Source organism: Caulobacter sp. BP25 (assembly GCF_002737755.1).
Taxonomy (GTDB): Bacteria; Pseudomonadota; Alphaproteobacteria; order Caulobacterales; family Caulobacteraceae; genus Caulobacter.
The window spans coordinates 560,673-581,334 of sequence record NZ_PEGH01000017.1; the positions used below are offsets into that span (position 1 = coordinate 560,673).

At 68.2% G+C, this 20,662-nt stretch carries 25 protein-coding genes; 10 read left to right on the plus strand and 15 right to left on the minus strand.

Features of this window, described 5'->3' with window-relative positions; genetic code table 11:
* Positions 1-52: 52 nt before the first annotated feature.
* The 3 genes from lptE to CSW59_RS12890 all read right to left on the minus strand — a co-directional run bounded on the left by lptE (position 53) and on the right by CSW59_RS12890 (position 3,892).
* Complete coding sequence (gene lptE / locus CSW59_RS12880) at positions 53-550, minus strand: LPS assembly lipoprotein LptE (protein ID WP_099444396.1); 498 nt, start codon at positions 548-550, stop codon at positions 53-55.
* 5 nt (positions 551-555) lie between these two features.
* Positions 556-3,141: a leucine--tRNA ligase gene (leuS, locus tag CSW59_RS12885; RefSeq protein ID WP_099444397.1), complete on the minus strand. Its 2,586-nt coding sequence runs from the start codon at positions 3,139-3,141 to the stop codon at positions 556-558.
* 220 nt (positions 3,142-3,361) lie between these two features.
* Positions 3,362-3,892, minus strand: coding sequence for a DUF3576 domain-containing protein (locus CSW59_RS12890; protein ID WP_201722793.1), 531 nt, complete (start codon positions 3,890-3,892; stop codon positions 3,362-3,364).
* 251 nt (positions 3,893-4,143) lie between these two features.
* On the opposite strand from CSW59_RS12890, the gene CSW59_RS12895 reads away from it, so the two are divergent.
* Complete coding sequence (locus CSW59_RS12895) at positions 4,144-4,554, plus strand: NtrZ family periplasmic regulatory protein (RefSeq protein ID WP_099444399.1); 411 nt, start codon at positions 4,144-4,146, stop codon at positions 4,552-4,554.
* A gap of 63 nt (positions 4,555-4,617) precedes the next feature.
* Here CSW59_RS12895 and CSW59_RS12900 read toward each other — a convergent pair whose 3' ends face one another.
* Positions 4,618-5,238: a thiamine phosphate synthase gene (locus CSW59_RS12900; protein WP_099444588.1), complete on the minus strand. Its 621-nt coding sequence runs from the start codon at positions 5,236-5,238 to the stop codon at positions 4,618-4,620.
* A 13-nt stretch (positions 5,239-5,251) separates the two neighbouring features.
* On the opposite strand from CSW59_RS12900, the gene CSW59_RS12905 reads away from it, so the two are divergent.
* Both CSW59_RS12905 and CSW59_RS12910 read left to right on the plus strand, forming a co-directional pair.
* Entirely contained in the window at positions 5,252-5,938 is a 687-nt protein-coding gene (locus CSW59_RS12905) for a YggS family pyridoxal phosphate-dependent enzyme (protein ID WP_099444400.1), read from the plus strand.
* A 36-nt stretch (positions 5,939-5,974) separates the two neighbouring features.
* Positions 5,975-6,286, plus strand: a complete 312-nt coding sequence (locus CSW59_RS12910; RefSeq protein ID WP_201722794.1) for a YdeI/OmpD-associated family protein — start codon at positions 5,975-5,977, stop codon at positions 6,284-6,286.
* A gap of 215 nt (positions 6,287-6,501) precedes the next feature.
* On the opposite strand, the gene CSW59_RS12915 is transcribed toward CSW59_RS12910, so the two are convergent.
* Complete coding sequence (locus CSW59_RS12915) at positions 6,502-7,008, minus strand: L,D-transpeptidase (RefSeq protein WP_099444402.1); 507 nt, start codon at positions 7,006-7,008, stop codon at positions 6,502-6,504.
* A gap of 74 nt (positions 7,009-7,082) precedes the next feature.
* On the opposite strand from CSW59_RS12915, the gene CSW59_RS12920 reads away from it, so the two are divergent.
* Positions 7,083-7,769: a response regulator transcription factor gene (locus CSW59_RS12920; protein ID WP_041538401.1), complete on the plus strand. Its 687-nt coding sequence runs from the start codon at positions 7,083-7,085 to the stop codon at positions 7,767-7,769.
* A 193-nt stretch (positions 7,770-7,962) separates the two neighbouring features.
* Here the strand turns inward: CSW59_RS12920 and secB are convergent, their stop codons facing one another.
* Positions 7,963-8,466, minus strand: a complete 504-nt coding sequence (gene secB / locus CSW59_RS12925; protein ID WP_099444404.1) for a protein-export chaperone SecB — start codon at positions 8,464-8,466, stop codon at positions 7,963-7,965.
* A gap of 190 nt (positions 8,467-8,656) precedes the next feature.
* Here secB and timA point away from each other — a divergent pair, with 190 nt between their 5' ends.
* From timA to CSW59_RS12940, 3 genes are read left to right on the plus strand one after another with little or no spacing between them, the layout of a single operon-like run.
* Positions 8,657-9,289 (plus strand): TIM44-related membrane protein TimA, encoded by a 633-nt coding sequence (gene timA, locus CSW59_RS12930; RefSeq protein ID WP_099444405.1) that lies wholly within the window; start codon positions 8,657-8,659, stop codon positions 9,287-9,289.
* A complete protein-coding gene (locus CSW59_RS12935) occupies positions 9,289-10,491 on the plus strand; it encodes a murein transglycosylase A (RefSeq protein ID WP_099444406.1) in 1,203 nt (400 codons plus the stop codon). Before timA ends, CSW59_RS12935 begins: the two co-directional genes overlap by 1 nt.
* A 1-nt stretch (position 10,492) precedes the next feature.
* Entirely contained in the window at positions 10,493-11,062 is a 570-nt protein-coding gene (locus CSW59_RS12940) for a Smr/MutS family protein (RefSeq protein WP_099444407.1), read from the plus strand.
* A 151-nt stretch (positions 11,063-11,213) separates the two neighbouring features.
* On the opposite strand, the gene CSW59_RS12945 is transcribed toward CSW59_RS12940, so the two are convergent.
* From CSW59_RS12945 to CSW59_RS12970, 6 genes are read right to left on the minus strand one after another with little or no spacing between them, the layout of a single operon-like run.
* The gene (locus CSW59_RS12945) at positions 11,214-11,555 is read right to left on the minus strand and encodes a phosphoribosyl-ATP diphosphatase (protein ID WP_099444408.1); all 342 of its coding nucleotides are present in this window, start codon (positions 11,553-11,555) and stop codon (positions 11,214-11,216) included.
* Positions 11,552-12,334, minus strand: coding sequence for an imidazole glycerol phosphate synthase subunit HisF (gene hisF, locus CSW59_RS12950; protein WP_099444409.1), 783 nt, complete (start codon positions 12,332-12,334; stop codon positions 11,552-11,554). The genes CSW59_RS12945 and hisF overlap by 4 nt, the downstream gene beginning before the upstream one ends.
* Positions 12,334-13,068: a 1-(5-phosphoribosyl)-5-[(5-phosphoribosylamino)methylideneamino]imidazole-4-carboxamide isomerase gene (gene hisA / locus CSW59_RS12955; protein ID WP_201722795.1), complete on the minus strand. Its 735-nt coding sequence runs from the start codon at positions 13,066-13,068 to the stop codon at positions 12,334-12,336. The genes hisF and hisA overlap by 1 nt, the downstream gene beginning before the upstream one ends.
* Positions 13,056-13,697: an imidazole glycerol phosphate synthase subunit HisH gene (hisH, locus tag CSW59_RS12960; protein ID WP_099444410.1), complete on the minus strand. Its 642-nt coding sequence runs from the start codon at positions 13,695-13,697 to the stop codon at positions 13,056-13,058. Before hisH ends, hisA begins: the two co-directional genes overlap by 13 nt.
* A 9-nt stretch (positions 13,698-13,706) precedes the next feature.
* Positions 13,707-14,297, minus strand: a complete 591-nt coding sequence (gene hisB / locus CSW59_RS12965) for an imidazoleglycerol-phosphate dehydratase HisB (protein WP_099444411.1) — start codon at positions 14,295-14,297, stop codon at positions 13,707-13,709.
* Positions 14,298-14,304: 7 nt separating this feature from the next.
* Positions 14,305-15,294, minus strand: a complete 990-nt coding sequence (locus CSW59_RS12970; RefSeq protein WP_099444412.1) for an adenosine kinase — start codon at positions 15,292-15,294, stop codon at positions 14,305-14,307.
* Between the two features lie 145 nt (positions 15,295-15,439).
* On the opposite strand from CSW59_RS12970, the gene CSW59_RS12975 reads away from it, so the two are divergent.
* Positions 15,440-16,297: a RimK family alpha-L-glutamate ligase gene (locus tag CSW59_RS12975; protein ID WP_099444413.1), complete on the plus strand. Its 858-nt coding sequence runs from the start codon at positions 15,440-15,442 to the stop codon at positions 16,295-16,297.
* 121 nt (positions 16,298-16,418) lie between these two features.
* Here CSW59_RS12975 and nth read toward each other — a convergent pair whose 3' ends face one another.
* On the minus strand, positions 16,419-17,138 hold the full coding sequence (nth, locus tag CSW59_RS12980) for an endonuclease III (protein WP_099444590.1): 720 nt from the start codon (positions 17,136-17,138) through the stop codon (positions 16,419-16,421).
* 66 nt (positions 17,139-17,204) lie between these two features.
* Between nth and CSW59_RS12985 the strand changes: the two genes are divergently transcribed.
* Together CSW59_RS12985 and CSW59_RS12990 are read left to right on the plus strand one after the other, a co-directional pair.
* Positions 17,205-17,681 (plus strand): DUF2244 domain-containing protein, encoded by a 477-nt coding sequence (locus tag CSW59_RS12985; protein WP_099444414.1) that lies wholly within the window; start codon positions 17,205-17,207, stop codon positions 17,679-17,681.
* Between the two features lie 62 nt (positions 17,682-17,743).
* Entirely contained in the window at positions 17,744-18,640 is an 897-nt protein-coding gene (locus CSW59_RS12990) for a bifunctional helix-turn-helix domain-containing protein/methylated-DNA--[protein]-cysteine S-methyltransferase (RefSeq protein ID WP_099444591.1), read from the plus strand.
* Between the two features lie 122 nt (positions 18,641-18,762).
* Here the strand turns inward: CSW59_RS12990 and hslU are convergent, their stop codons facing one another.
* Together hslU and hslV are read right to left on the minus strand one after the other, a co-directional pair.
* A complete protein-coding gene (gene hslU, locus CSW59_RS12995; RefSeq protein WP_099444415.1) occupies positions 18,763-20,055 on the minus strand; it encodes an ATP-dependent protease ATPase subunit HslU in 1,293 nt (430 codons plus the stop codon).
* A complete protein-coding gene (gene hslV / locus CSW59_RS13000; protein WP_201722796.1) occupies positions 20,055-20,657 on the minus strand; it encodes an ATP-dependent protease subunit HslV in 603 nt (200 codons plus the stop codon). Before hslV ends, hslU begins: the two co-directional genes overlap by 1 nt.
* Positions 20,658-20,662: the final 5 nt, after the last annotated feature.

Genomic DNA, 20,662 nt, shown 5'->3' on the forward strand with positions numbered 1-20,662 from the left:
CCTTGGAGCGTGGCGGGCGCCGAAACCGCTTACACTTTCGGCTGCCACGCTCTTAGACCTTCTTCTTGCCCGCCAGCCAGGTGGCGAGGTCCAGCTGGATCTTGCGGGCCGCTTCGGTCGCCGCACGCTCTTGGCCGTCCTGCTGGGCCGCGATGGCGGCGTAGGGCTGATCGGCCGAGTCGTAGGTCACCGAGACCTCGGTCACGCCCTTGTGGACCTCCGAGCCTGTCTTGGCGTCCAGCAGACGCCAGGTGACGCTCATCTTCAGCTCGTAGCGGTTGGCGACGTTATCGAGGCGGACGCCGCGGGCGAAGCGCGTCTCGTTGACCCCGAAGGCCAGCTTGTACCTGGCCGGCGTCCCCTGGCGATGAGCCAGGGCGTCGTCTAGCTGTTCGCGCAGCAGATAACCGCCACGGCCCTCGGCGGCGACGGTCTCAATGCTTGAGAGGCCACTGTCCACGCCCGGACGGGCGTAGAGAGGCGTGAAACCGCAGGCCGAGACGCCGAGGGTCGAGAGCGCCAGGGCGCCGATCAGCAGGAAGCGTTTCATCGGTCTCAGTTGGCCACGATGTTGACGATGCGGTCCTTCACCACGATCACCTTGCGGACCGTGACGCCCTCAAGGTGGGCCATGATGTTGGGATCCGCCAGCGCGATTTTGGTCACCTCGTCGTCCGGGGCGCCGGCCTTGACCTTCACCTCGCCGCGACGCTTGCCGTTGATCTGGATCGGCAGGACGCGTTCGTCGTCCGCCGCCAGGGCTGGATCAGCCTTGGGCCAACGCGCGTTCACCACCATGCCCTCGCCGCCGATCTTGGCCCAGGCCTCTTCGGCCAGGTGCGGGGTGAACGGGGCGACCAGGCGCGCCAGGATATGCAGGGCCTCGGCGCGGGCGGCCAGGACGGCGTTGGACGCCCCCTCCGCCGGAGCGGCCTTCAGGGCATTCAGGAACTCGTACAGGCGCGCCACGCCGCTGTTGAAGCGGAAGCCCTCGATGCTGTCGGTGACGAAGCCGATCAGCTTGTGGGCCGCCTTGCGCAGGCTGAGAGCCGCTTCATCGCTGTCGTCGTGGGCGAAGTCGCCTGCCGGCTGGCTGTCGAACTCGTTCCAAAGGCGGTGCGTGAAGCGCCAGCTGCCTTCGACGCCAGAGTTGGTCCACTGCACGTCGCGCTCGGGCGGGCTGTCGGACATCACGAACAGGCGCGCGCTGTCGACGCCGTAGGCCTCGAAGATGTCCTCGGGGGCGACGACGTTCTTCTTGGACTTCGACATCTTTTCGATGTCGCCGATGACGATCGGCGCGCCGGTCTTGGCGTGCGTGGCCGAGCGGCTGTTACCCTCGACCTTGATCACCACGTCCGAGGGCTCGACCCATTCGCCGGCCTCGTTCTTGTAGGCCTCGTGGGTGACCATGCCCTGGGTGAACAGGCCCGCGAACGGCTCCTCGACTGAGACCAAGCCCTCGTCCTTCAGGGCGCGGGTGATAAAGCGGGCGTACAGCAGGTGCAGAATGGCGTGCTCGACGCCGCCGATATACTGGTCGACCGGCAGCCAGTAGTCGGCCGCCGCCTTGCCGACCGGCTCGGCTGCCTTGGTGTCGGCGAAGCGGGCGAAGTACCAGCTGCTGTCGATGAACGTATCCAGCGTGTCGGTCTCGCGCTCGGCCTTGCCGCCGCACGACGGGCAGGTCGTGTGACGCCAGGTCGGGTGACGCAGCAGCGGGTTGCCGGGCTTGTCGAAGGTGACGTCGTCGGGCAGGGCGACCGGCAGTTGGTCTTCCGGCACCGGCACGACGCCGCAGGCCTCGCAGTGGATCACCGGGATCGGGCAGCCCCAATAGCGCTGGCGCGAGACGCCCCAGTCGCGCAGGCGATAGACGGTCGCGCCCTGGCCCTGGTTGGCGGCCTCGATGCGGGCGATGGCCTCGGCCTTGGCGGCCTCGACGTCCAGCCCGTCCAGGAACTTGGAATTGAAGATCTTGCCGGGGCCGACATAGGCCTCCTTGGCGACCGTGAAGGTCGCCGGGTCCTCGCCATTGGGCAGCACCACCGGCAGCACCGGCAGGTCGTACTTGCGGGCGAAGTCCAGGTCGCGCTGGTCGTGGGCCGGGCAGGCGAAGATCGCGCCGGTGCCGTAGTCCATCAGGATGAAGTTGGCGATCCAGACGGGCAGGGTGATCGACGGATCCAGCGGGTGCTTGACCCGCAGGCCGGTGTCGTAGCCCAGCTTCTCGGCGCTCTCGATCTCGGCTTCCGAGGTGCCGCCCTTGCGGCAGTCGGCGATGAACTGCTGGATCTGCGGGTTCTCGACCGCCAGCTGCTCGGCCAGCGGGTGCTCGGGCGCGATGCCGACGAAGCTGGCGCCGAACAGGGTGTCGGGACGGGTCGTGTAGACTTCCAGGCCCTCGGCCAGGCCATCGGGCGCTTCGCCGTCGAACTTGAACTTGAAGCGCAGGCCCTTGGAGCGGCCGATCCAGTTCTCCTGCATCAGGCGAACCTTGTCGGGCCAGCGGTCCAGCGTCTTCAGGCCGTCGATCAGGGCGTCGGCGTAGTCCGTAATCCGCAGGAACCACTGGGTCAGCTTGCGCTTCTCGACGATCGCGCCCGAGCGCCAGCCCTTGCCGTCGATGACCTGCTCGTTGGCCAGCACGGTCATGTCGACCGGATCCCAGTTGACCGAGGCTTCCTTGCGATAGACCAGGCCGCGCTTCAGCAGACGCAGGAACCAGGCCTGTTGCTTGCCGTAATATTCCGGGTCGCAGGTGGCGAACTCGCGCGACCAGTCGATCGAGATGCCCAGCGCCTTCAACTGCTCGCGCATGGCGGCGATATTGTCGTAGGTCCAGCCCTTGGGGTGGACGCCGCGCTCCATGGCCGCGTTCTCGGCGGGCATGCCAAACGCGTCCCACCCCATCGGGTGCAGGACGTTGAAGCCCTGGGCGCGCTTGTAGCGGGCCACCACGTCGCCCATGGCGTAGTTGCGCACGTGGCCCATGTGGATGCGCCCCGACGGATACGGGAACATCTCGAGCACGTAGTATTTCGGACGGCCGTCGTTGATCTCGCCAGTCTTGAAGACGTCGGCCTTGGCCCAGGCTTCACGCCATTTGGGCTCGGTGTCTTTGGGATTGTAGCGGGCCATCGGAAACCAGGTCTTTAGATGCGGAAAAGCGCGCTGGGCGCGAGATAGCCGAAAGTGTAAGCGGTTTCGGCGGTTATCGTGCGCCCAACTATTGGAATCGGAGCCTGCTAAGGCAGGCTCCGCGCGCGGCCGCGTGAAGAGTAAGCGGTTTCGCGGCCGGAGCGCGCAGGAATATAGGAAGTCGGGGCCTTCTCCGCTCGGAAGAAGGCCCCGCCGGGCCTTAGCCCTTGATGTTCGACAGGCGAAGCTGACGCGCGCGGGTCAGGATCGCGTTTTCCATGTCGGTCGCGGTCTGGTCGGAGACGGGCGCGTCGACCCAGGCGTTGTTCACGTCCTTGGTCTGCTTGAACACCGTGACGTTCAGGCCATCGGCCCGCAGGCGGGTGTCCAAGATGTAGACCGTGGCCTTGAAGCGCTCGGCCGGGGCCTCCGGGTTCACATACCAGTCGGTGATGATCACGCCGCCGTAAGGATCGGCCGAGGCCAGAGGCATGAAGGCCAGGGTGTCGAGGCTGGCGCGCCACAGATAGCCGTTCACGCCGATCGAGCCTTCGGTCGCCGGGGCCTTGCCGCCACCGCCGCCAAAGCGCTTGAACGGGTTCAGACCCGGCTCATCGCTTTGCGTCGAGAACGTCTTCGGGGGCTTGTTGCTGCTGCAGGCCGATACGCCCAGCATGGATAGAGCCAGGACGCCCGCGGCGACGCCGCGCATCAAAGACCCACGCTCAAACGCCATAGTACCTCGCTCCAATGTCTCGCCGACGCGACTTGCGCTGCCTGGCGCGCCCCCGCGGCCGGGAGCCGGTCTATAGCATGGCCGCGCTGCCTCAAAACAGGAATCGCGTGACCTCACCGCCACACGAGTCGATTGAATCGTACAATACGGTCTGAAGTGCGACCAAAGGCCGGTTGACCGCGTTTCGGCCAAGCCTTTAATCGAAATGCAAACTGCCTGCCCTATATAGATAGGCAGGGACAACTGAGTACAGGCTGCGAGTAGCGATGGTCGCGAAGCGTTTCTTCCTGGCGGGGACTGCCGCGCTGATCCTGACGGGATCGGCGTCGATGGCGTTCGCCCAGGCCAAGCCGCACGCGGTCGCTCCGGATTTCAGCGTCAAGAACGACTTCACCAGCGCCGCCGCCGGCGTCCAATATCCGCAGGATGACAAGCGCACCCTGCGTTGGGACGCCAAGAAGGGCCGCTGGGGCCTGAAGCTGGACCTCGACCAGCCCTCCAGCCGCGAAATGGAAATGCAGGACGTCCAGGCCGGCGCCTATTTCAAGGTGACCCCCTCGATCCGCGTCGGCGGCGCGGTCAGCCTGGGCCAGTCCAACCCGGCCTTGGCCGCCCGCAAGGCCCAGCAGCCCGAAGCCGCCCCGCGCGTCCGGCTGGAAACCGCTTTCAAGTTCTAGAGCGCGTTAGGTTTAAGTGTGAGCGGCTAAACCGCTCGAATGCGCTCCAAGTTCTAGAGCGCGTTAGCCCGCCAGGGCCTCGACCGCCGCGATCCCGACAATACCGCTTCCCGCGAGTTGAACGACCGTGTCCGCGCGCACGCCGCCCAGCGCATAGACGGGCAGGGCCGTCGCCGAGACGAGCGTCTTCAAGCCCTCGACGCCCAGCGGCTGGCCGGCCGAAGGGCTGTTGCTGGGAAAGACCGGCGAGACGATCACGGCGTCGGCGCCCGCCTTTCCCGCCGCCTGGACCGCAGCCAAGTCATGCGCGGCGACGGTGATCAGATAGCGGCCGTGTTCGGCCCGCAGTTTCGGAATCTCGCCGGCCAGCCGCTCGGGCATGTGCAGGCCGTCCGCGCCAATCCCTTCGGCGAGACCCGGATGGGCGCCGGCCAGCAGGACAAGGCCCCGTGCATCGGCGATGGCCCTCAGGCGCCGGCCCTGTTCGACCGCATTCTCTGCGCTGAAGGCCCGGAACACGATCCCCGCTCCGCGCTGCAGGCGCTCGGCCACCGCCTCGGGCGAGGCCACCCGGCTGGGATCGGTGAAGAACAACAGGTTTGGCAGCACGCGGCCGCGCACGGTCCTTGGCGGAAAGGCCGCCGCCGTCCTAGACAGGATCTCCAACTCGCTGTCGCCCCCCAAGGCCGCTCCCTCCATGTCCCAAGCCCTCGCCGACATCCAAAGCCGCATCGCCGCCGCGCAGGCCCGCGCCGGGCGCGCGCCCGGCTCGGTCACGCTGGTGGCGGTCTCCAAGACCCAACCCTGGGAGCATATCGCGCCCGTGCTGGACGCGGGACAGAAAGTGTTCGGCGAAAACCGCGTCCAGGAGGCGATGGAGCGCTGGGGCAGCCGTCGCGAAGGGCTGGAGTTGCGCCTGATCGGCCCGCTGCAGACCAACAAGGCCCGCGAGGCGGTGGCCTTCTTCGACGTTATCGAGACGGTCGATCGCGAAAAGTTGGCCCGCGTGCTGGCCGAGGAAATCCAGCGGGCCGGCAAAGCCCCGCGCCTCTATGTCCAGGTCAATACCGGGGAGGAGCCGCAGAAGGCCGGGATCGCGCCCGGCGAGGCCGACGCCTTCCTCGCAGCCTGTCGCCGGACCTACGGGCTGACGGTGGAGGGGCTGATGTGCATCCCGCCGTTCGACGTCGATCCGGCCCCTCACTTCGCGAGGTTGCGCGCGATCGCCGAGCGGAATGGCGTCGAAAAGCTCTCGATGGGCATGAGCGACGACTTCGAGATCGCCATCGCCGAGGGCGCGACCTCGGTGCGGGTGGGGTCAGCGCTGTTTGGGACGCGGGGCGCGCCGGACCGGGAAATTTCTCCTCCCGAAAAGACCAAATGACGCTAGTCTTCCGCGTCGCCGCAGGAAGATTTCGTGATGAACGCCTTTCCCCAGGGGACTGTCCACGAAGCCGCCGCGGATCTCCAGGCGGCGGTGCAGTCGGATCCCGACGTCCTTGGTCTTTGGGAAAACCTGACGCCGCTTGGGCGAAACGAGTTCATTTGCTGGGTCGATGACGCCAAGCAAGCCGCAACGCGCCAACGCCGCATCCAGCGAACCCTGGAGGAACTGCTGGAGGGTAAGAAGCGGCCCTGCTGCTGGGCGGGCTGCATCCATCGCACCGACAAGGCGCCGGGGCCTTGGCAGCAGGCGGTCCTGATCGACGGGAAGGGCAAGAGCGGTCGATAGGTCGGGTCTAGGGTCCGTACTCAATCAGCTGAAATCATTTTCTCTCGTCATCCCGGCCGGAAGACCGCGTAGCGGGCTGTAGCGCCGGGACCCAGGGGCCAGTGCAGTGCGGCGGCCCCTGGGTCCTAAGACAGCCTCTGCGAGGCTTCCGGGATGACGAGAGCTTTAGTCTTTGAATATTGGGGGCTTTTCGCCTCTGCAATTGAGTCCAGACCCTAGCCCACGATCTCCACCGCATCGCCCGACTTGGCCACCGCCAGCACCGCCTCCAGGTCCGCCCGCGCCAGAGCCACGCAGCCCTCGGTGCCCGGATAGCCTTCGCGCGCCAGGTGCATGAAGATCGCCGAGCCCATCCCCGGAACCGGCGGGTCGTCGTTGTGGCCCAGGATCACCACCAGGTCGTAGACGGCGTCGTCGCGCCACATGCGCTCGGCGCTGGCCGGATAGGGCAGGGTGACGGGGCGGTTGTAGTTCGGATCGCCTGGCGCATCGCACCAGCCGTCCTCGCGCCGCGTGGCGCGAACGGGCAGGGCGGTTGTCGGGCCTTGCGTATAGATGTCTGGCCGATACCAGACCTCGCGCATGCGCCAGACGCCCAGCGGGCTCTTGCCGTCACCCTCGCGCTTATCGGCGGCCCCGATCGCGCCGGCCTTGCCGATCGCGCAACGTAGGGTCTGCCCGTCCAGCTCGAAACGACCATCGGCGTGGGCGCGGAATAGCATGAAGCGGTGACTCCGAGACTTAAGCGGTGGGCCGGGGTTGTCCCGGAGGCCCGCAGCGGTGCATGTTTCCCCTTATGGCGCAACGCAAGACCCTTTTGCTGATCGACGACGACGACGACCTGCGTGGCGCCCTTGCCGAGCAGCTGGCCCTGCACGAGGAGTTCGCGGTCAACGAGGCCGCCAGCGCCGGCGAGGGCGTGCGGATGGCGCGCGAGATCAAGCCCGACCTGATCCTGCTGGATGTTGATCTGCCCGACATGGACGGCCGCGAGGCCTGCCGCCTGATGCGCAAGAACGGCGTCACCGCGCCGGTAATCATGCTGACGGCCGCGGCCAGCGACAGCGACACGATCCTGGGCCTGGAGTCCGGCGCCAACGACTATGTGACCAAGCCCTTCCGCTTCGGCGTGCTGCTGGCCCGCATCCGCGCCCAGCTGCGCAGCTACGAGGCCTCGGAAGACGCGCTGTTCCGCATCGGTCCGTACGAATTCCGCCCCTCGGCCAAGCTGCTGGTCGACGAGAAGCAGAAGAAGGTGCGGCTGACCGAGAAGGAAACCAACATCCTGAAGTACCTCTATCGCGCCGGCTCCAAGCCGGTGTCGCGCGAGGAGCTGCTGACCGAGGTCTGGGGCTACAACGCCGGGGTCACGACCCACACGCTGGAGACCCACGTCTACCGCCTGCGCCAGAAGATCGAGCCCGATCCGGCCGTGGCGCGCATCCTGATCACCGAGATGGGCGGGTATCGGCTGCAGCCTTAGGCGGCGAACGCTGTCATCCCCGGCGAACCCGGGCGAACGTCGGGGGAAGACCCGGGACCACGGCAAGCTCGGTGTTTCTGGCGGTCCCGGCTCGGCGCGCTTCGCGCTTGGCCGTGATGACAATCGAAACGGCCAAAGAAAAAGGGCCCGACCTTTCGGCCGAGCCCCTCTCAATGACATGCGGGCCAAACGCTTAGGCGTTGCCGACCACGCCGCCGGCTTCGGCCTGGGCCTTGCGCGCGGCGTAGACGCCGGCGAAGTCGATCGGGTCGATCAGGAACGGCGGGAAGCCGCCCTCGGCCGTCACGTCCGAGATCAGGCGACGGGCGTAGGGGAACAGGAAGCGCGGGCACTCGATCAGCAGCACCGGCTCAAGGTCTTCCTCGGACACGCCAGCGATGTGGAACAGGCCCCCATAGACCACTTCGACGTGGAACACGGCTTGCTCATCGCGCAGGGCGCGGGCCGAGAGCTTCAGGTCCACTTCGAACAGGCCGTCGGGACGACCGCGGGCGTTCATCTCGACGCCCATGTCGATGGCGGGCTGGGCCGCGCCGGCGCGCAGGCTGTCGGGGGCCAGCGGGTTCTCGAACGAGAAGTCGCGGACGAACTGGGCCAGGATGCGCACGCCCGTTTGGCCGGCGGCGTCTTCCGAAGTCCCCTCGGGGGCGCCATTGGGGGCGGAGGTGTCGGTCATTAGGACAAAATCCGTGATCGGCGTCTAAAACGCCTAGAGTAAGGTGGGCGCTGCTACCATGAGGGCCCGTCTGGCGCAACGCCAGGCGCCTGACGAGAGAGCTTGTCTCGCCTATATAGGAAGGACACAGGCGTTCGCCTGGGGTCGGAGCGGTTGTTCCGACGCCAAGAGGCGGCCGCCGATCCTTTAAATCCCCTGGGCCCAAAGCCCGTCGCCGGACCCTGAAGTGCTCCAGATCCTGTTCCTCGCCGCGGTCGCCGCCATCGTCCTCTACCAGCTCTACGCCACCCTGGGGCGCCGGGTCGGGCGTCAGCCGGAGGATACGCCCATCAAGGCCAGCCCCGCCGGCCCCGCGCCCGTCGTGACCGACGCCCACCCGGCGCTGCGTTCCGATGGGCTCGCCGCACTGAAGGCCCGCCAGCCGGACTTCGATCCCGCCAAGTTCATGATGGGCGCCCGCGCCGCCTATGAGCAGATCGTCACGGCCTATGCCGAGGGCGACCGCGAGACGCTCAAGCCCCTTTTGGCGCCCGAGGTGATGGCCAATTTCGAGCAAGCCATGGCCGCTCGTGAGGCCGCTGGGCGCTCCGAGAAGCTCGAGTTCATGGCGCCGCCGCGCCTTGACCTGGAAAGCATCGACCTGGTCGGCGACACCGCCAAGGCGGTGGTGCGGATTCTGGCCGAGGTGCGCACCCGCACCAAGGACGAGCGCGGCGAGGGGGTCGACGACCGCCGCACCGCCGAGCTCTGGACCTTCGAGCGGGAGGTCAAGAGCACCGATCCGAACTGGCATCTCTCGTTCGTCGCCGCCGCCGAGGCCTGATGCGAGCCGTCCGGAACGCCTCGACCGCCATCGGCCCCTTGGCCCTGGCGACGCTGCTGCTGAGCGCGTGCGCCAGCGTGGTCTCGCCGCCGCCTCCCATCGCTTTGCCCGCCGCGCCACCGCCCCCGCCGGCTCAGGCGGCGCCTCAATCTCAGCCGCCGGTGACGCAGCCGTCGCCGGCCTCGGCGATCGCGTTCGCGGACCTGCCCGGCTGGGCGCAGGAAGACCATTTGGCGGCGCTGAAGGCCTTTCAAGCCGGTTGCGGCGTTTCGAAGGACGCTGCCTTGGCGCGGGTCTGCGACCAGGCCCGCGCGATGAGCGCCACGGACGCCGCCTCGGCCCGCGCCTTCTTCGAGGCCAATTTCCAAGCCCAGCCCGTCGGCGCCAAGGAAGGGGGGGATGATGGTCTTCTGACCGCCTATTTCGCGCCCGAGTATCAGGCGCGGACGTCGCGCAACGCCGAGTTCTCGGCCCCCGTGCGCCGTCTGCCGGACGATCTGGTCGTGCTGGATCTTGGCCCCTTCGAGCCGGCCATGGTCGGCAAGAAGATCACCGGCCATGTCGAGGGCAAGACCTTCGTCCCCTATCCGGATCGCGCCGAGATCGAGGCGGTTCCGACCGACAAGCCCCTCGCCTGGATGCGGCCCGAGGAGCTGTTCTTCCTACAGATCCAGGGCTCTGGCGTGCTGGTCCTCCCGGAGGGCCGCCGGGTGAAGGCGGTGTTCGCCGGGACGAACGGAAAGCCCTTCGTCGGTATCGCCGCGCCCATGCGCGACAAGGGCTTGCTGCCCGACAACAACACCTCTGGCGACGCCATCCGGACCTGGCTGGCCGAGCATCGCGGGCCCGAGGCCGACGCGATCATGCGGCTGAACCCGCGCTATGTGTTCTTCAAGACAACCCCGGACGATGGCAAGGAGCCCATGGGCTCGGCGGGGGTGTCCCTGCCGCCCGGCCGCGCCATCGCCGTCGACCCCGGCCGCCACGCCTATGGCGCGCTCTATTGGCTGGACGCCAGCGCTCCGGCCCTGGCCGGCGCCTTCCCGGTCTATCGCCGCCTGGCGGTGGCGCTGGACACCGGCGGCGCGATCAAGGGCGAGGTGCGCGCCGACCTCTACATGGGCACGGGCGCCGACGCGGGCGCCGAGGCCGGCCGCGTGCGCCACGTCTTGCGCCTCTACCGCCTCGTTCCGAAGCCGTAAGGTGAGCAAGAAGCCGCCGCCCGGTGCTGAGGATGATAAGCGCCTATGGCGTCTGGTCGTCTCGACGGTGACCCCGCGCGGGGCGGCCAAGCCGGAGAAGATGCGCAGCAAGGCGCGGATCCGGCCTTCTCTGAAGGCCGACACCGCCCTGCCGGCCGAGCCGCCGACGCGCCTGGCCTCGATCGCGCCGCTGCGGCTGCATCCCGAAGACCTGAAACCGGTCGCGCAGAAGCCGCTGAAGAACCCGGCCGGCCATATCGAGCCGAACCGCAAGCTGCGGATCGTCAAGGAGCGCGACCCGATCGGCGCGCGGCTGGACATGCACGGCCTGGACCAGGACCAGGCTCGCGCGACGCTGGAAGCCTTCATCCGCCGCTCGTTCAGCCAGGGTCACCGGGCGGTGCTGGTGATCACCGGCAAGGGCAAGATCGGGCAGGGGGTCTTGAGGTCTCGCACGCCCGAATGGCTGACCGACCCGTCCCTGCGCGAGATGGTCGCCGGCGTCTCCACCGCCGACCGCCGCCACGGCGGCGAGGGGGCGCTGTACGTGGCGCTGAAGCGGCGGGTGTGAGGCGTCCTAAAGCGGCGAAATGGCCGCCGGCGCAGGCCCCCACCTGACCGCTTCGCGGTCGTCCGCCCCCGGAGGGGGCAGAAGGGGAGCGCCTTCTTCCCCCTCCGGGGGAGGAGCGCCGAAGGCGCGGAGGGGGCAAGTGTCCCCTAAACTAGCCCTCCCGCGACGCCTTCTCGGCGATGCCCGAAGTTCCCTCGCGGGCTTCCAGCTTCTCGGCCACGGCGTCCAGCGAGACGCCCGAGGCGGCCATCAGGGCCAGCCAGTGGTAGAGCAGGTCGGCGCTTTCGGCGGCCAAGGCTTCAGGCCCCCCCTCTTGAGACTTGAGGGCCACGGCGGCGATCACCGTCTCGATGGCTTCCTCGCCAAGCTTCTTGGCGGCGAGGGCCGGGTCGTTCAGCAGCTTGGCGGTGTAGGACACCGACGGATCGCCGCCCTTGCGGGCCTCGATCGTGGCGGCCAGGCGTTGCAGGACGTCGGTCAGGCGCTGGCTCATGCGGCCCCCTTCAGAGCGTCGAGGCGCACCGGGATGCCGGCGTCGGCCATGGCCTGCTTGGCCTCTCCGATCGAGATCTCGCCGAAGTGGAAGATCGAGGCGGCCAGCACGGCGGCGGCGTGGCCGTCGCGGGCGGCTTCGACCAGGTGCGCAGGGCTACCCGCGCCGCCCGAGGCGATCACCGGCACGTTGACCGCGCCCGTCACGGCTTTGAGCAGCGGGATGTCGTAGCCGATCTTGGCGCCGTCGCGGTCCATTGAGGTCAGCAGGATCTCGCCCGCGCCGCGCTCGACCACCTTGGCGGCCCATTCGACCACGTCGATCCCGGTGTCCTTGCGGCCGCCATAGGTCCAGACGTTCCAGCCCGAGCCGTCCTCGCGCGCCTTGGCGTCGATGGCCACGACCACGCACTGGCTGCCGAAAGCATCAGCTCCAGCGGCGATCAGGTCGGGGTTCTCCACGGCGGCGGTGTTGGTCGAGACCTTGTCGGCGCCGGCCAGCAGCAGGCGGCGCATGTCCGAGACTTGCCTCACGCCCCCGCCCACCGAGACCGGCATGAAGCAGACCTCGGCGGTGCGCGAAATGACGTCCAGGATCAGGCCCCGGCCTTCGCTGGAGGCGGTGATGTCCAGGAACATCAGCTCGTCGGCGCCGGCGGCGTCATAGGCGCGCGCTTGCTCCACCGGATCGCCGGCGTCGCGCAGGGAGACGAAATTGACCCCCTTGACCACCCGCCCGTCCTTCACGTCGAGGCAGGGAATGATCCGGGTCTTCAGCATCAGGCGGCCGCCGCGATCAGGGCTTCGGAGGGCCGGATCGTGCCGGCATAGAGCGAGCGGCCCAGGATGGCGCCGGCGATCTCGACGCCCTTGCGGGCCTTCAAGCGCTCGATGTCGGCCACGGCCGCCACGCCGCCCGAGGCGATGACAGGGATCGAGACGGCGTCGGCCAGCTCGCCCACGCCCTCGACATTGACGCCCGTCAGGGCGCCGTCACGGCTGATGTCGGTGATGATCAGGGCCGCCACGCCGGCGTCCTCGAAGCGACGCGACAGGTCGATCGCCGACAGGTCCGACAGGCCGGTCCAGCCGTCGACGGCGACCTTGCCGTCACGGACGTCGACGGCCACGGCGATCTGCTCGGGCCACAGGCGGGCGGCCTTGCGCACCAGGTCCGGGTCGTGAACGGCCACGGTGCCCAGGATCACGCGGGACACGCCCGCCTCGATCCAGGCCTCGACGCCTTCCAGCGTGCGGATGCCGCCGCCCAGTTGCACCGGGATCGAGATCGACTCCAGGATCGTCTCGACGGCGGCGGTGTTGACCGACTTGCCCTCGATGGCGCCGTTCAGGTCAACGACGTGCAGCCACGAGAAGCCGTCCTTGACGAAGCGCTGGGCCTGGTCGGCGGGCGAGGTGTTGAAGACCGTGGCCTTCTCCATGTCGCCGTGCAGCAGGCGCACGCACTGGCCGTCCTTCAGGTCGATGGCGGGATAGAGGATCATGGGCGCCATTCCAGGAAGTTGGCGAGCAGGGCGAGCCCTGAGGCTTGTGACTTTTCGGGGTGAAATTGTACGCCCGCGACGTTGTCCTTGGCCACCGCGGCCGTGAACGGTCCGCCGTGGTCGGTTGTCGCAACGACATCTTCCGGGTTGGAAGGGGTCAGGGCGAACGAATTGGCGTAGTACATGTGGGCGCCGTCCTCGATGCCCTTGAACAGGGCATGAGCGCGCGTGAAGGCGATCGCGTTCCAGCCCATGTGCGGGATGGTCAGCGAGGGATCGCTCGGCTTGAGCCTCGTAACCTGGCCCTGGATCCAGTCCAGGCCCGGCGTGACGCCGAACTCCAGGCCCTCGGTGGCCAGGAGCTGGTGGCCGACGCAGATGCCCATGAACGGGACGCCCCGGCCGTGGACAGCTTGGTTCATCGCCTCGTAGACGCCGGTCGCGTCCAGGCCCGCGCGGCACGAGGCGAAGGCCCCGACGCCGGGCAGGAAGACGCGATCGGCCTTGGCGACAAGGTCGGGATCGGCGGTGACGACGATGTCGGCGTCGAGCGCGCGGCGGCGGGCCGCCTCGCGCAGGGCCTTTTCGGCCGAACGCAGGTTGCCCGACCCGTAATCGATCAGGGCGACGGTCTGCATGGAATGTCCTTACAGCACGCCCTTGGTGGACGGAGCCTGGCCGCCGGTCTTCGGGTCGATCTCGACCGCCTGACGCAGCGCCCGGGCCAGGGCCTTGAAGCCGCTTTCGGCGACGTGGTGGGTGTTGTCGCCGTACAGGGTCTCAAGATGCACGCACGCCCCGCAGTTCATGGCGAACGCGTGGTGGAACTCTTTGAAGAGCTCGGTGTCCATCTCGCCGACCTTGGGCCGCTTGAAGTCGACCTTCCAGATCAGATACGGCCGGTTGGACAGGTCGATGGCGCAGCGCGTCAGGGTCTCGTCCATCGGGATATAGGACGAGCCGAAGCGGCGGATGCCCTTGAAGCCGTCCAGCGCCTTGTTCACCGCCAGGCCCAGCACGATGCCGGTGTCCTCGACGGTGTGGTGCATGTCGATGTGCAGGTCGCCCTTGGTCTCGACCTTCAGGTCGAAGCCGCCGTGGCGCGCGAAGCTCTCCAGCATATGGTCGTAGAAACCAATGCCGGTGGAGATCGTCGAGACGCCGGTCCCGTCGAGATCGATCCAGACCCGGATCTGGGTCTCTTTCGTCTCGCGGACCACTTCAGCGGTGCGGGCCATCTTAGCTCTAAAGTCCGTTCTTTGCGGCCAGCTCGCGCAGGGATACCTGCGGACGCGGACCGTAGTGGTCGATCACCTCGGCGGCCGCCAGGCTGCCCAGCTGGCCACAGATAGGCAGCGGGCGGCCCTGGGAAAGGCCAAAGAGGAAACCCGCCGCGTATTGGTCGCCCGCGCCGGTCGTGTCCACGACTTTTTCGACCGGATAGGCCGAGACTTCGTGAATGAGCGCGCCTGAGGCGACGACCGAACCCTTTTCGCTGCGGGTGACCGCGGCGATCTCGCAACGGGCGGCCAAAGCCTTGACGGCCTCATCGAAGTCGGTGGTCTCGAACAGCGAGCAGACCTCGCTCTCGTTAGCGAAGACGATGTCGCACTGGGTTTCGATGAAACCCAGCAGCGCCGAGCGGTGGCGATCGACCATGAAGCTGTCGCTCAGCGTCATCGAGATCTTGCGACCCGCGCCGTGGCAAAGGGCGGCGGCCTTGGCGAAGGCGCGGCGGGCTTCGGGCGGATCGAACAGATAGCCTTCCAGGTAAGAGTACTGGGCGGCCTCGATGATCTCGGGATCAACATCGGCCGGGTTCAGCTCGACGCAGGCGCCCAGATAGGTCGACATGGTGCGCTGGGCGTCGGCGGTGACGTTGATCAGGCTTTGAGCGGTCGCCGGACCGTCAGCCAGCGGCGGGGTCGTGAACACGCAGCCGATGGCGTTCATGTCATGGCGGAAGACGCGGCCCAGCTGGTCGTCTGCGACCTTGCCGATGAAGGCGGCCTTGCCGCCGAAGCTGGCGACGCCGGCCACGGTATTGGCCGCGCTGCCGCCCGAGGCCTCGATCGCCGAGGCCATCACGTCGTACAGGCTGGCCGCCCGCGCCGGGTCGATCAGGGCCATCGAGCCCTTCACCAGCCCTTCGCGCGCGAGAAAGGCGTCGTCGCACTGAGCGATGACGTCGACGATGGCGTTGCCAATGGCGGCGACGTCGTAGAGCGCTGTCATGGGGCGAAGCAAACCTTTGAAAGAACAGGGCCGAGGGCCCAAGCAGCACGGCGATTAAAGGAAGTGGCGCGTCAAGGCAACGCAAGCTCTTGCCCGAGACCCTGCGACACTCTAACGCGATCCCCGAGTTTAGGTGAGCAAACCGATGGTCGATGTCCTGATCCTGGTTCCCGCCCGAGACGAGCCGCGGTTCGCTGCGACCTGGACGCCGCTGTTCGAGCGCCTGGCCGCGCCGCTGCGGGCTCATGGACTTCTCGTTGGCGCCCAGCCCTGGACCGATCCGATCGAACGCGGCCGCGCGCGCCTGGTCATGCCGTCCCTGGCCTGGGGCTATCACCATCGCCAGGCCGAGTGGTTCGCCCTGCTGGACCGGCTGGAGGCGGACGGGACGCGCGTGGCCAATCCGGCCTCTGTGATGCGCTGGAACGCGACCAAGACCTATCTGGTCGAGCTGGCCGGCAAGGGCGCGCCCGTCGTGCCGACCCACGCCCACGACCGCCTGACGATGGAGGCAGTCGAGGCCGCCCTCGACGCGTTCGGGGTCGAGGAGGTGGTGGTCAAGCCGCAGGTCTCGGCCGGCTCGCAGGACACCATCCGGGTCAAGCGCCATGGCTCGCTGGACGGCGGCCCCAAGGGCCCGGCCCTGATCCAGCCCTTCCTGCCGGCGGTGGGCGAGGAGGGCGAACTGTCGCTGTTCTATTTCGACGGCCATTTCAGCCACGCCGTGGCCAAGGTCGCGGTCGAGGGCGACTTCCGCGTCCAGCCGCAGTTCGGCGGCAAGGTCAGCGAGATCGCGCCCGAGCCGGAGGCCCTGCACGCGGCCGAAATGGTGCTGAACGCCGCGCCGGGAAACCTGACCTACGCCCGCGTGGATTTGATCCGGGGCCTGGACCACACGCCGCAGCTGATGGAGCTGGAGGTCATCGAGCCGGATCTCTTCCTCGAACACGCCCACGACAAGGGCGCGGCGTTTGCCGCAGCGGTGATGCGGGCGATCGGCTAGCTCAGCACGCCCCCACCTGACTTCGCTTCGCGAAGTCGTCCGCCCCCATAGGGGGCAGAAGGTCCGCACTCTCCTTCTTCCCCCTATGGGGGAGGAGCGCCGCAGGCGCGGAGGGGGCAAGTCACGCCCCCAAAAACAGCTCCCGCGACGGGCACAGATCGCTGATCTTGCACACCTCGCATTTCGGTTTCCGCGCCACGCACACATACCGCCCGTGCAGGATCAGCCAGTGGTGCGCCCGCGTCTGGTAGGGAACCGGTACGATCCGCATCAGGTCCTGCTCGACCGCGTCGGGGGTTTTGCCGGCCGACAGCTTCAGGCGGTGCGAGACGCGGAAGACGTGGGTGTCGACGGCGATGGCGGGTTCGATGTCCAGCTCGTTCAGCACCACGCTGGCGGTTTTGCGGCCAACGCCCGGCAGGCTTTCGAGCGCCTCGCGGTTCAGGGGAACCTGGCCGCCATACTGGCTGACCAGGATATTGGCCGTTGCGATGACGTTCTTGGCCTTGGTGCGGAAGAGTCCGATCGAGGCGATGTATTTGATCAGCCCCTCTTCCCCCAGCTCCAGCATCTTCGCGGCGTTGTCGGCGACCTGGAACAGGGGGCCGGTGGCCTTGTTGACCTGAACGTCGGTGGCCTGGGCCGACAGGGCCACGGCGGTGACCAGCTCATAGGGGTTGGAATAGTTGAGCTCGGTCTTGGGCCGCAGCTCCAGGCTCTCGAAGCGGTCGAATAGCACCGCGACCCGTTCGCGCTCGGCGGGAGAGATGCGCTTGGCCGCTTTCTTCTTCGCGGGCTTGGACTTGACGCCGGAAGACTGGGCTGGAGCGGGTTTGGCCATGGCGCGGACCATGCCGTGATGCGCCCCTCTCGCCAAGCGGGCCGGCCGCGCCTAAATTCTCCGCCCATGGCCTCGCCGCTCTACATGGACCGGGTGATCGCGCCGCACCGTTCGCTGACGCCCCACGGCGCGGCGGTGCTGATGGCCGTCGTTATGGCCTTCAACGTGCTGGTCGCCATCTTCCTGCTGATCGTCCGCGCGCCGCCGGTGCTGCCGTTCCTGGGCCTGGACGTCCTGGCCCTGTGGCTGGCCTTGCGCGCTAGCGACCGGGCGGCCAAGCGCGTCGAGCGCGTCCAGGTCACCGCCGAGGCCGTGACCGTCAGCCGCGAGGACGAGAAGGGCGCCCGCACCGTCTGGACCTCGCCGACCGCCTTCACCCGCGTGAACGTCGATTTGCCCGGCGAGCACGACGCCCGCGTGCGGCTGATGATCCATCGCAAGCGCCTGACCTTGGCGCGGTCGCTCAGCCCCGAGGCGCGAATCCAGTTCGCCAATGCGCTGCAGGACGCCATTCGCGCCGCCCGCGCCGAGCGCTGGTCGTGAGCGGCGAAACGGCCGCAAGAACCGGGCGGACGGCGTTATCCGACGGGGCTAGCGTGTCGGACATGGCATACGACGCATCACCCCTCTCGACCGGTCTTTCCGAAGCGGCCAGCCAAGAGCTGGCCCGCCTGGCCGAACGCTCGGTCGACTACCACCGCATGGCCAAGGCGCTGGACTGGCTGGCCGAGCGGTGGTCCGATCATCCCTCGTTGGACGAGGCGGCGGGGGCCGTGGGCCTGTCGCCGTTCCACTTCCAGCGCATCTTCACCCGCTGGGCCGGGGTCAGTCCCAAGACCTTCGTCTCGGCCATCGCCCACGCCGAGGCGCGGCGGTCGCTGGAGGCCGGCGGCACCGTGCTGGACGCGGCCTTCGACGCGGGGCTCTCAGGACCTTCGCGCCTGCACGACCTGTTCATCGCCCAGGAGGCGGCGACGCCGGGCGAGGTGCGGCGGCGCGGGCAGGGGATGCGCCTGGCCTGGGGCTGGGCCCCGACGCCGTTCGGCAAAGGCCTGTTTGTGATGGCCGAGCGGGGCTTGGCGGGTCTGGCCTTCTCGGACGGCGACGATGAGATGAGCTTCGCCGACATGCACCGCCGGTTCCCGGCCGCCGACTGGACGCGGGATGATGCGGCCGCGCAAGCCATGGCCCTGCGCGCTTTCACGGGCGGGGAGGGGCCGTTGCCGGTGGTGCTGATCGGCTCGCCGTTCCACATCCAGGTCTGGAAGGCCCTGCTGACCATCCCGGCCGGCGCGACCGCCACCTACGGCCAGGTCGCCGCCTGGGCCGGCAAGCCCCGCGCCTTTCAGGCCACCGGCGGCGCCATCGGCGCCAACCCGATCTCGCTGCTGATCCCCTGCCACCGCGCCATCGCCAAGAGCGGCAAGCTCACGGGGTATCACTGGGGCCTGGCCCGCAAGGCGGCGATCTTGGGGATGGAGGCGGTCGCGGCGGCGGGGTGATACTTGCCCCCTCCGCGCCTGCGGCGCTCCTCCCCCGGAGGGGGAAGAAGACGCGCGATCCTTCTGCCCCCTTTCGGGGGCGGACGACTTCGCGGAGCGAAGTCAGGTGGGGGCCTGCTGCGTTACAAGATAAAGCGACTGAGATCCGCGTTCGCGGCCAGCGCGCCGACCCGCTCCTGCACATAGGCTGCGTCCACCGTTACGGTCTCGCCGCCGCGATCGGCCGCCGTGAAGCTGATCTCCTCGACCACCTTTTCCAGGATGGTCTGCAGCCTTCGCGCCCCGATGTTCTCGACCGAGGCGTTCACGGCCACGGCCGCGTCGGCCAGGGCGTCGATCGCTTCGTCGGTGAAAACGAGGGTGACCTCTTCGGTCGCCATCAGCGCCTGGTGCTGGCGGATCAGGTTGGCTTCCGGCTCGGTGAGAATCCGGCGCAGGTCGTCGCGCGTCAGGCCCTTCAGCTCCACCCGGATCGGCAGGCGGCCCTGCAGTTCGGGCAGCAGGTCCGAGGGCTTTGCAACATGGAAGGCGCCCGAGGCGATGAACAGGATGTGGTCGGTCTTCACCGGCCCGTACTTGGTCGAGACCGTCGTGCCCTCGATCAGCGGCAAGAGATCGCGCTGCACGCCTTCACGAGAGACGTCCGCGCCCGAGCGCTGGGACGAGCTGGCGACCTTGTCGATTTCGTCCAGGAAGACGATGCCGTGGTTCTCGGCCAGCTCCAGGGCTTCCTGGGTGAGGGCCTCCTGGTCCAGCAGCTTGTCGCTTTCCTCGGCGATCAGCGGGGCCCAGGCGCCGGCCACGGTCGTCTTGTGGGTCTTTTGACGACCGCCGCCGAACGACTTCATCATGTCCGACAGGTTGAAGACCGCTGCGCCCGGCTGGCCGGGGATCTCGAAGGTCTGGCCGCCGGTGTCGGCCAGTTGCAGCTCGACCTCCTTGTCGTCCAGCTCGCCGGCCCGGATCTTCTTGCGGAAGGCCTCGCGGGCGGCGGTCGAGCCGGGACCGGTCAGGGCATCGAGGATCCGCTCCTCGGCCGCGCCCTCGGCCTTGGCCTTCACGGCGGCGCGGCGCTTGTCGCGGACCATGGCCAGGGCGCTTTCCACCAGGTCGCGGACGATCTGGTCGACGTCGCGGCCGACATAGCCGACCTCGGTGAACTTGGTGGCCTCGACCTTCAGGAACGGAGCCTGGGCCAGCTTGGCCAGGCGCCGAGCGATCTCGGTCTTGCCCACGCCCGTGGGGCCGATCAGCAGGATGTTCTTTGGCGTCAGCTCGTCGCGGATGTCGGCCGGCGCGCGGCGACGCCGCCAGCGGTTGCGCAGGGCGACGGCCACGGCCTTCTTGGCGTCCTGGTGACCGACGATGAAGCGGTCCAGCTCGGAGACGATCTCGCGGGGGGAAAACTCAGTCATTACAGGCTTTCGACGGTCAGGTTGCCGTTCGTGTAGACGCAGATCTCGGCCGCGATCCCCATCGCCTTGCGGGCGATGTCCTCGGCGGTGAGATCAAGGTCGATCAGGGCCTTGCCGGCCGCCAGGGCGTAGTTGCCGCCCGAGCCGATGGCCGCCACGGCCCCGCCGCCGGCGCTCTCGCCGGGCTCCAGCACGTCGCCGACGCCGGTGACGGTGTAGATGGCGGTGTTGTCGGCCACCAGCAGCATGGCTTCGAGGCGACGCAGGTAACGGTCGGTCCGCCAGTCCTTGGCCAGGTCCACGCAGGCGCGGGCCAGCTGGTCGGGATACTGTTCCAGCTTAGCTTCGAGCCGCTCAATGAGCGTGAAGGCGTCGGCCGTGGCGCCGGCGAAGCCCGCGACGACCTTGCCGCCGGCCAGGCGCCGCACCTTGCGGGCGTTGCCCTTGACGACGGTTGGGCCCATTGACACCTGTCCGTCGCCGGCGATCACGGTCTGGCCGTTCTTGCGCACCGCCAGGATCGTCGTGCCGTGCCAGTCTGGGAAAGTCGAGTTGTTGCCTTGCATGGCTTCGCATGTGGCGAGCCGAAGGCGGAGGGTCAAGCGCG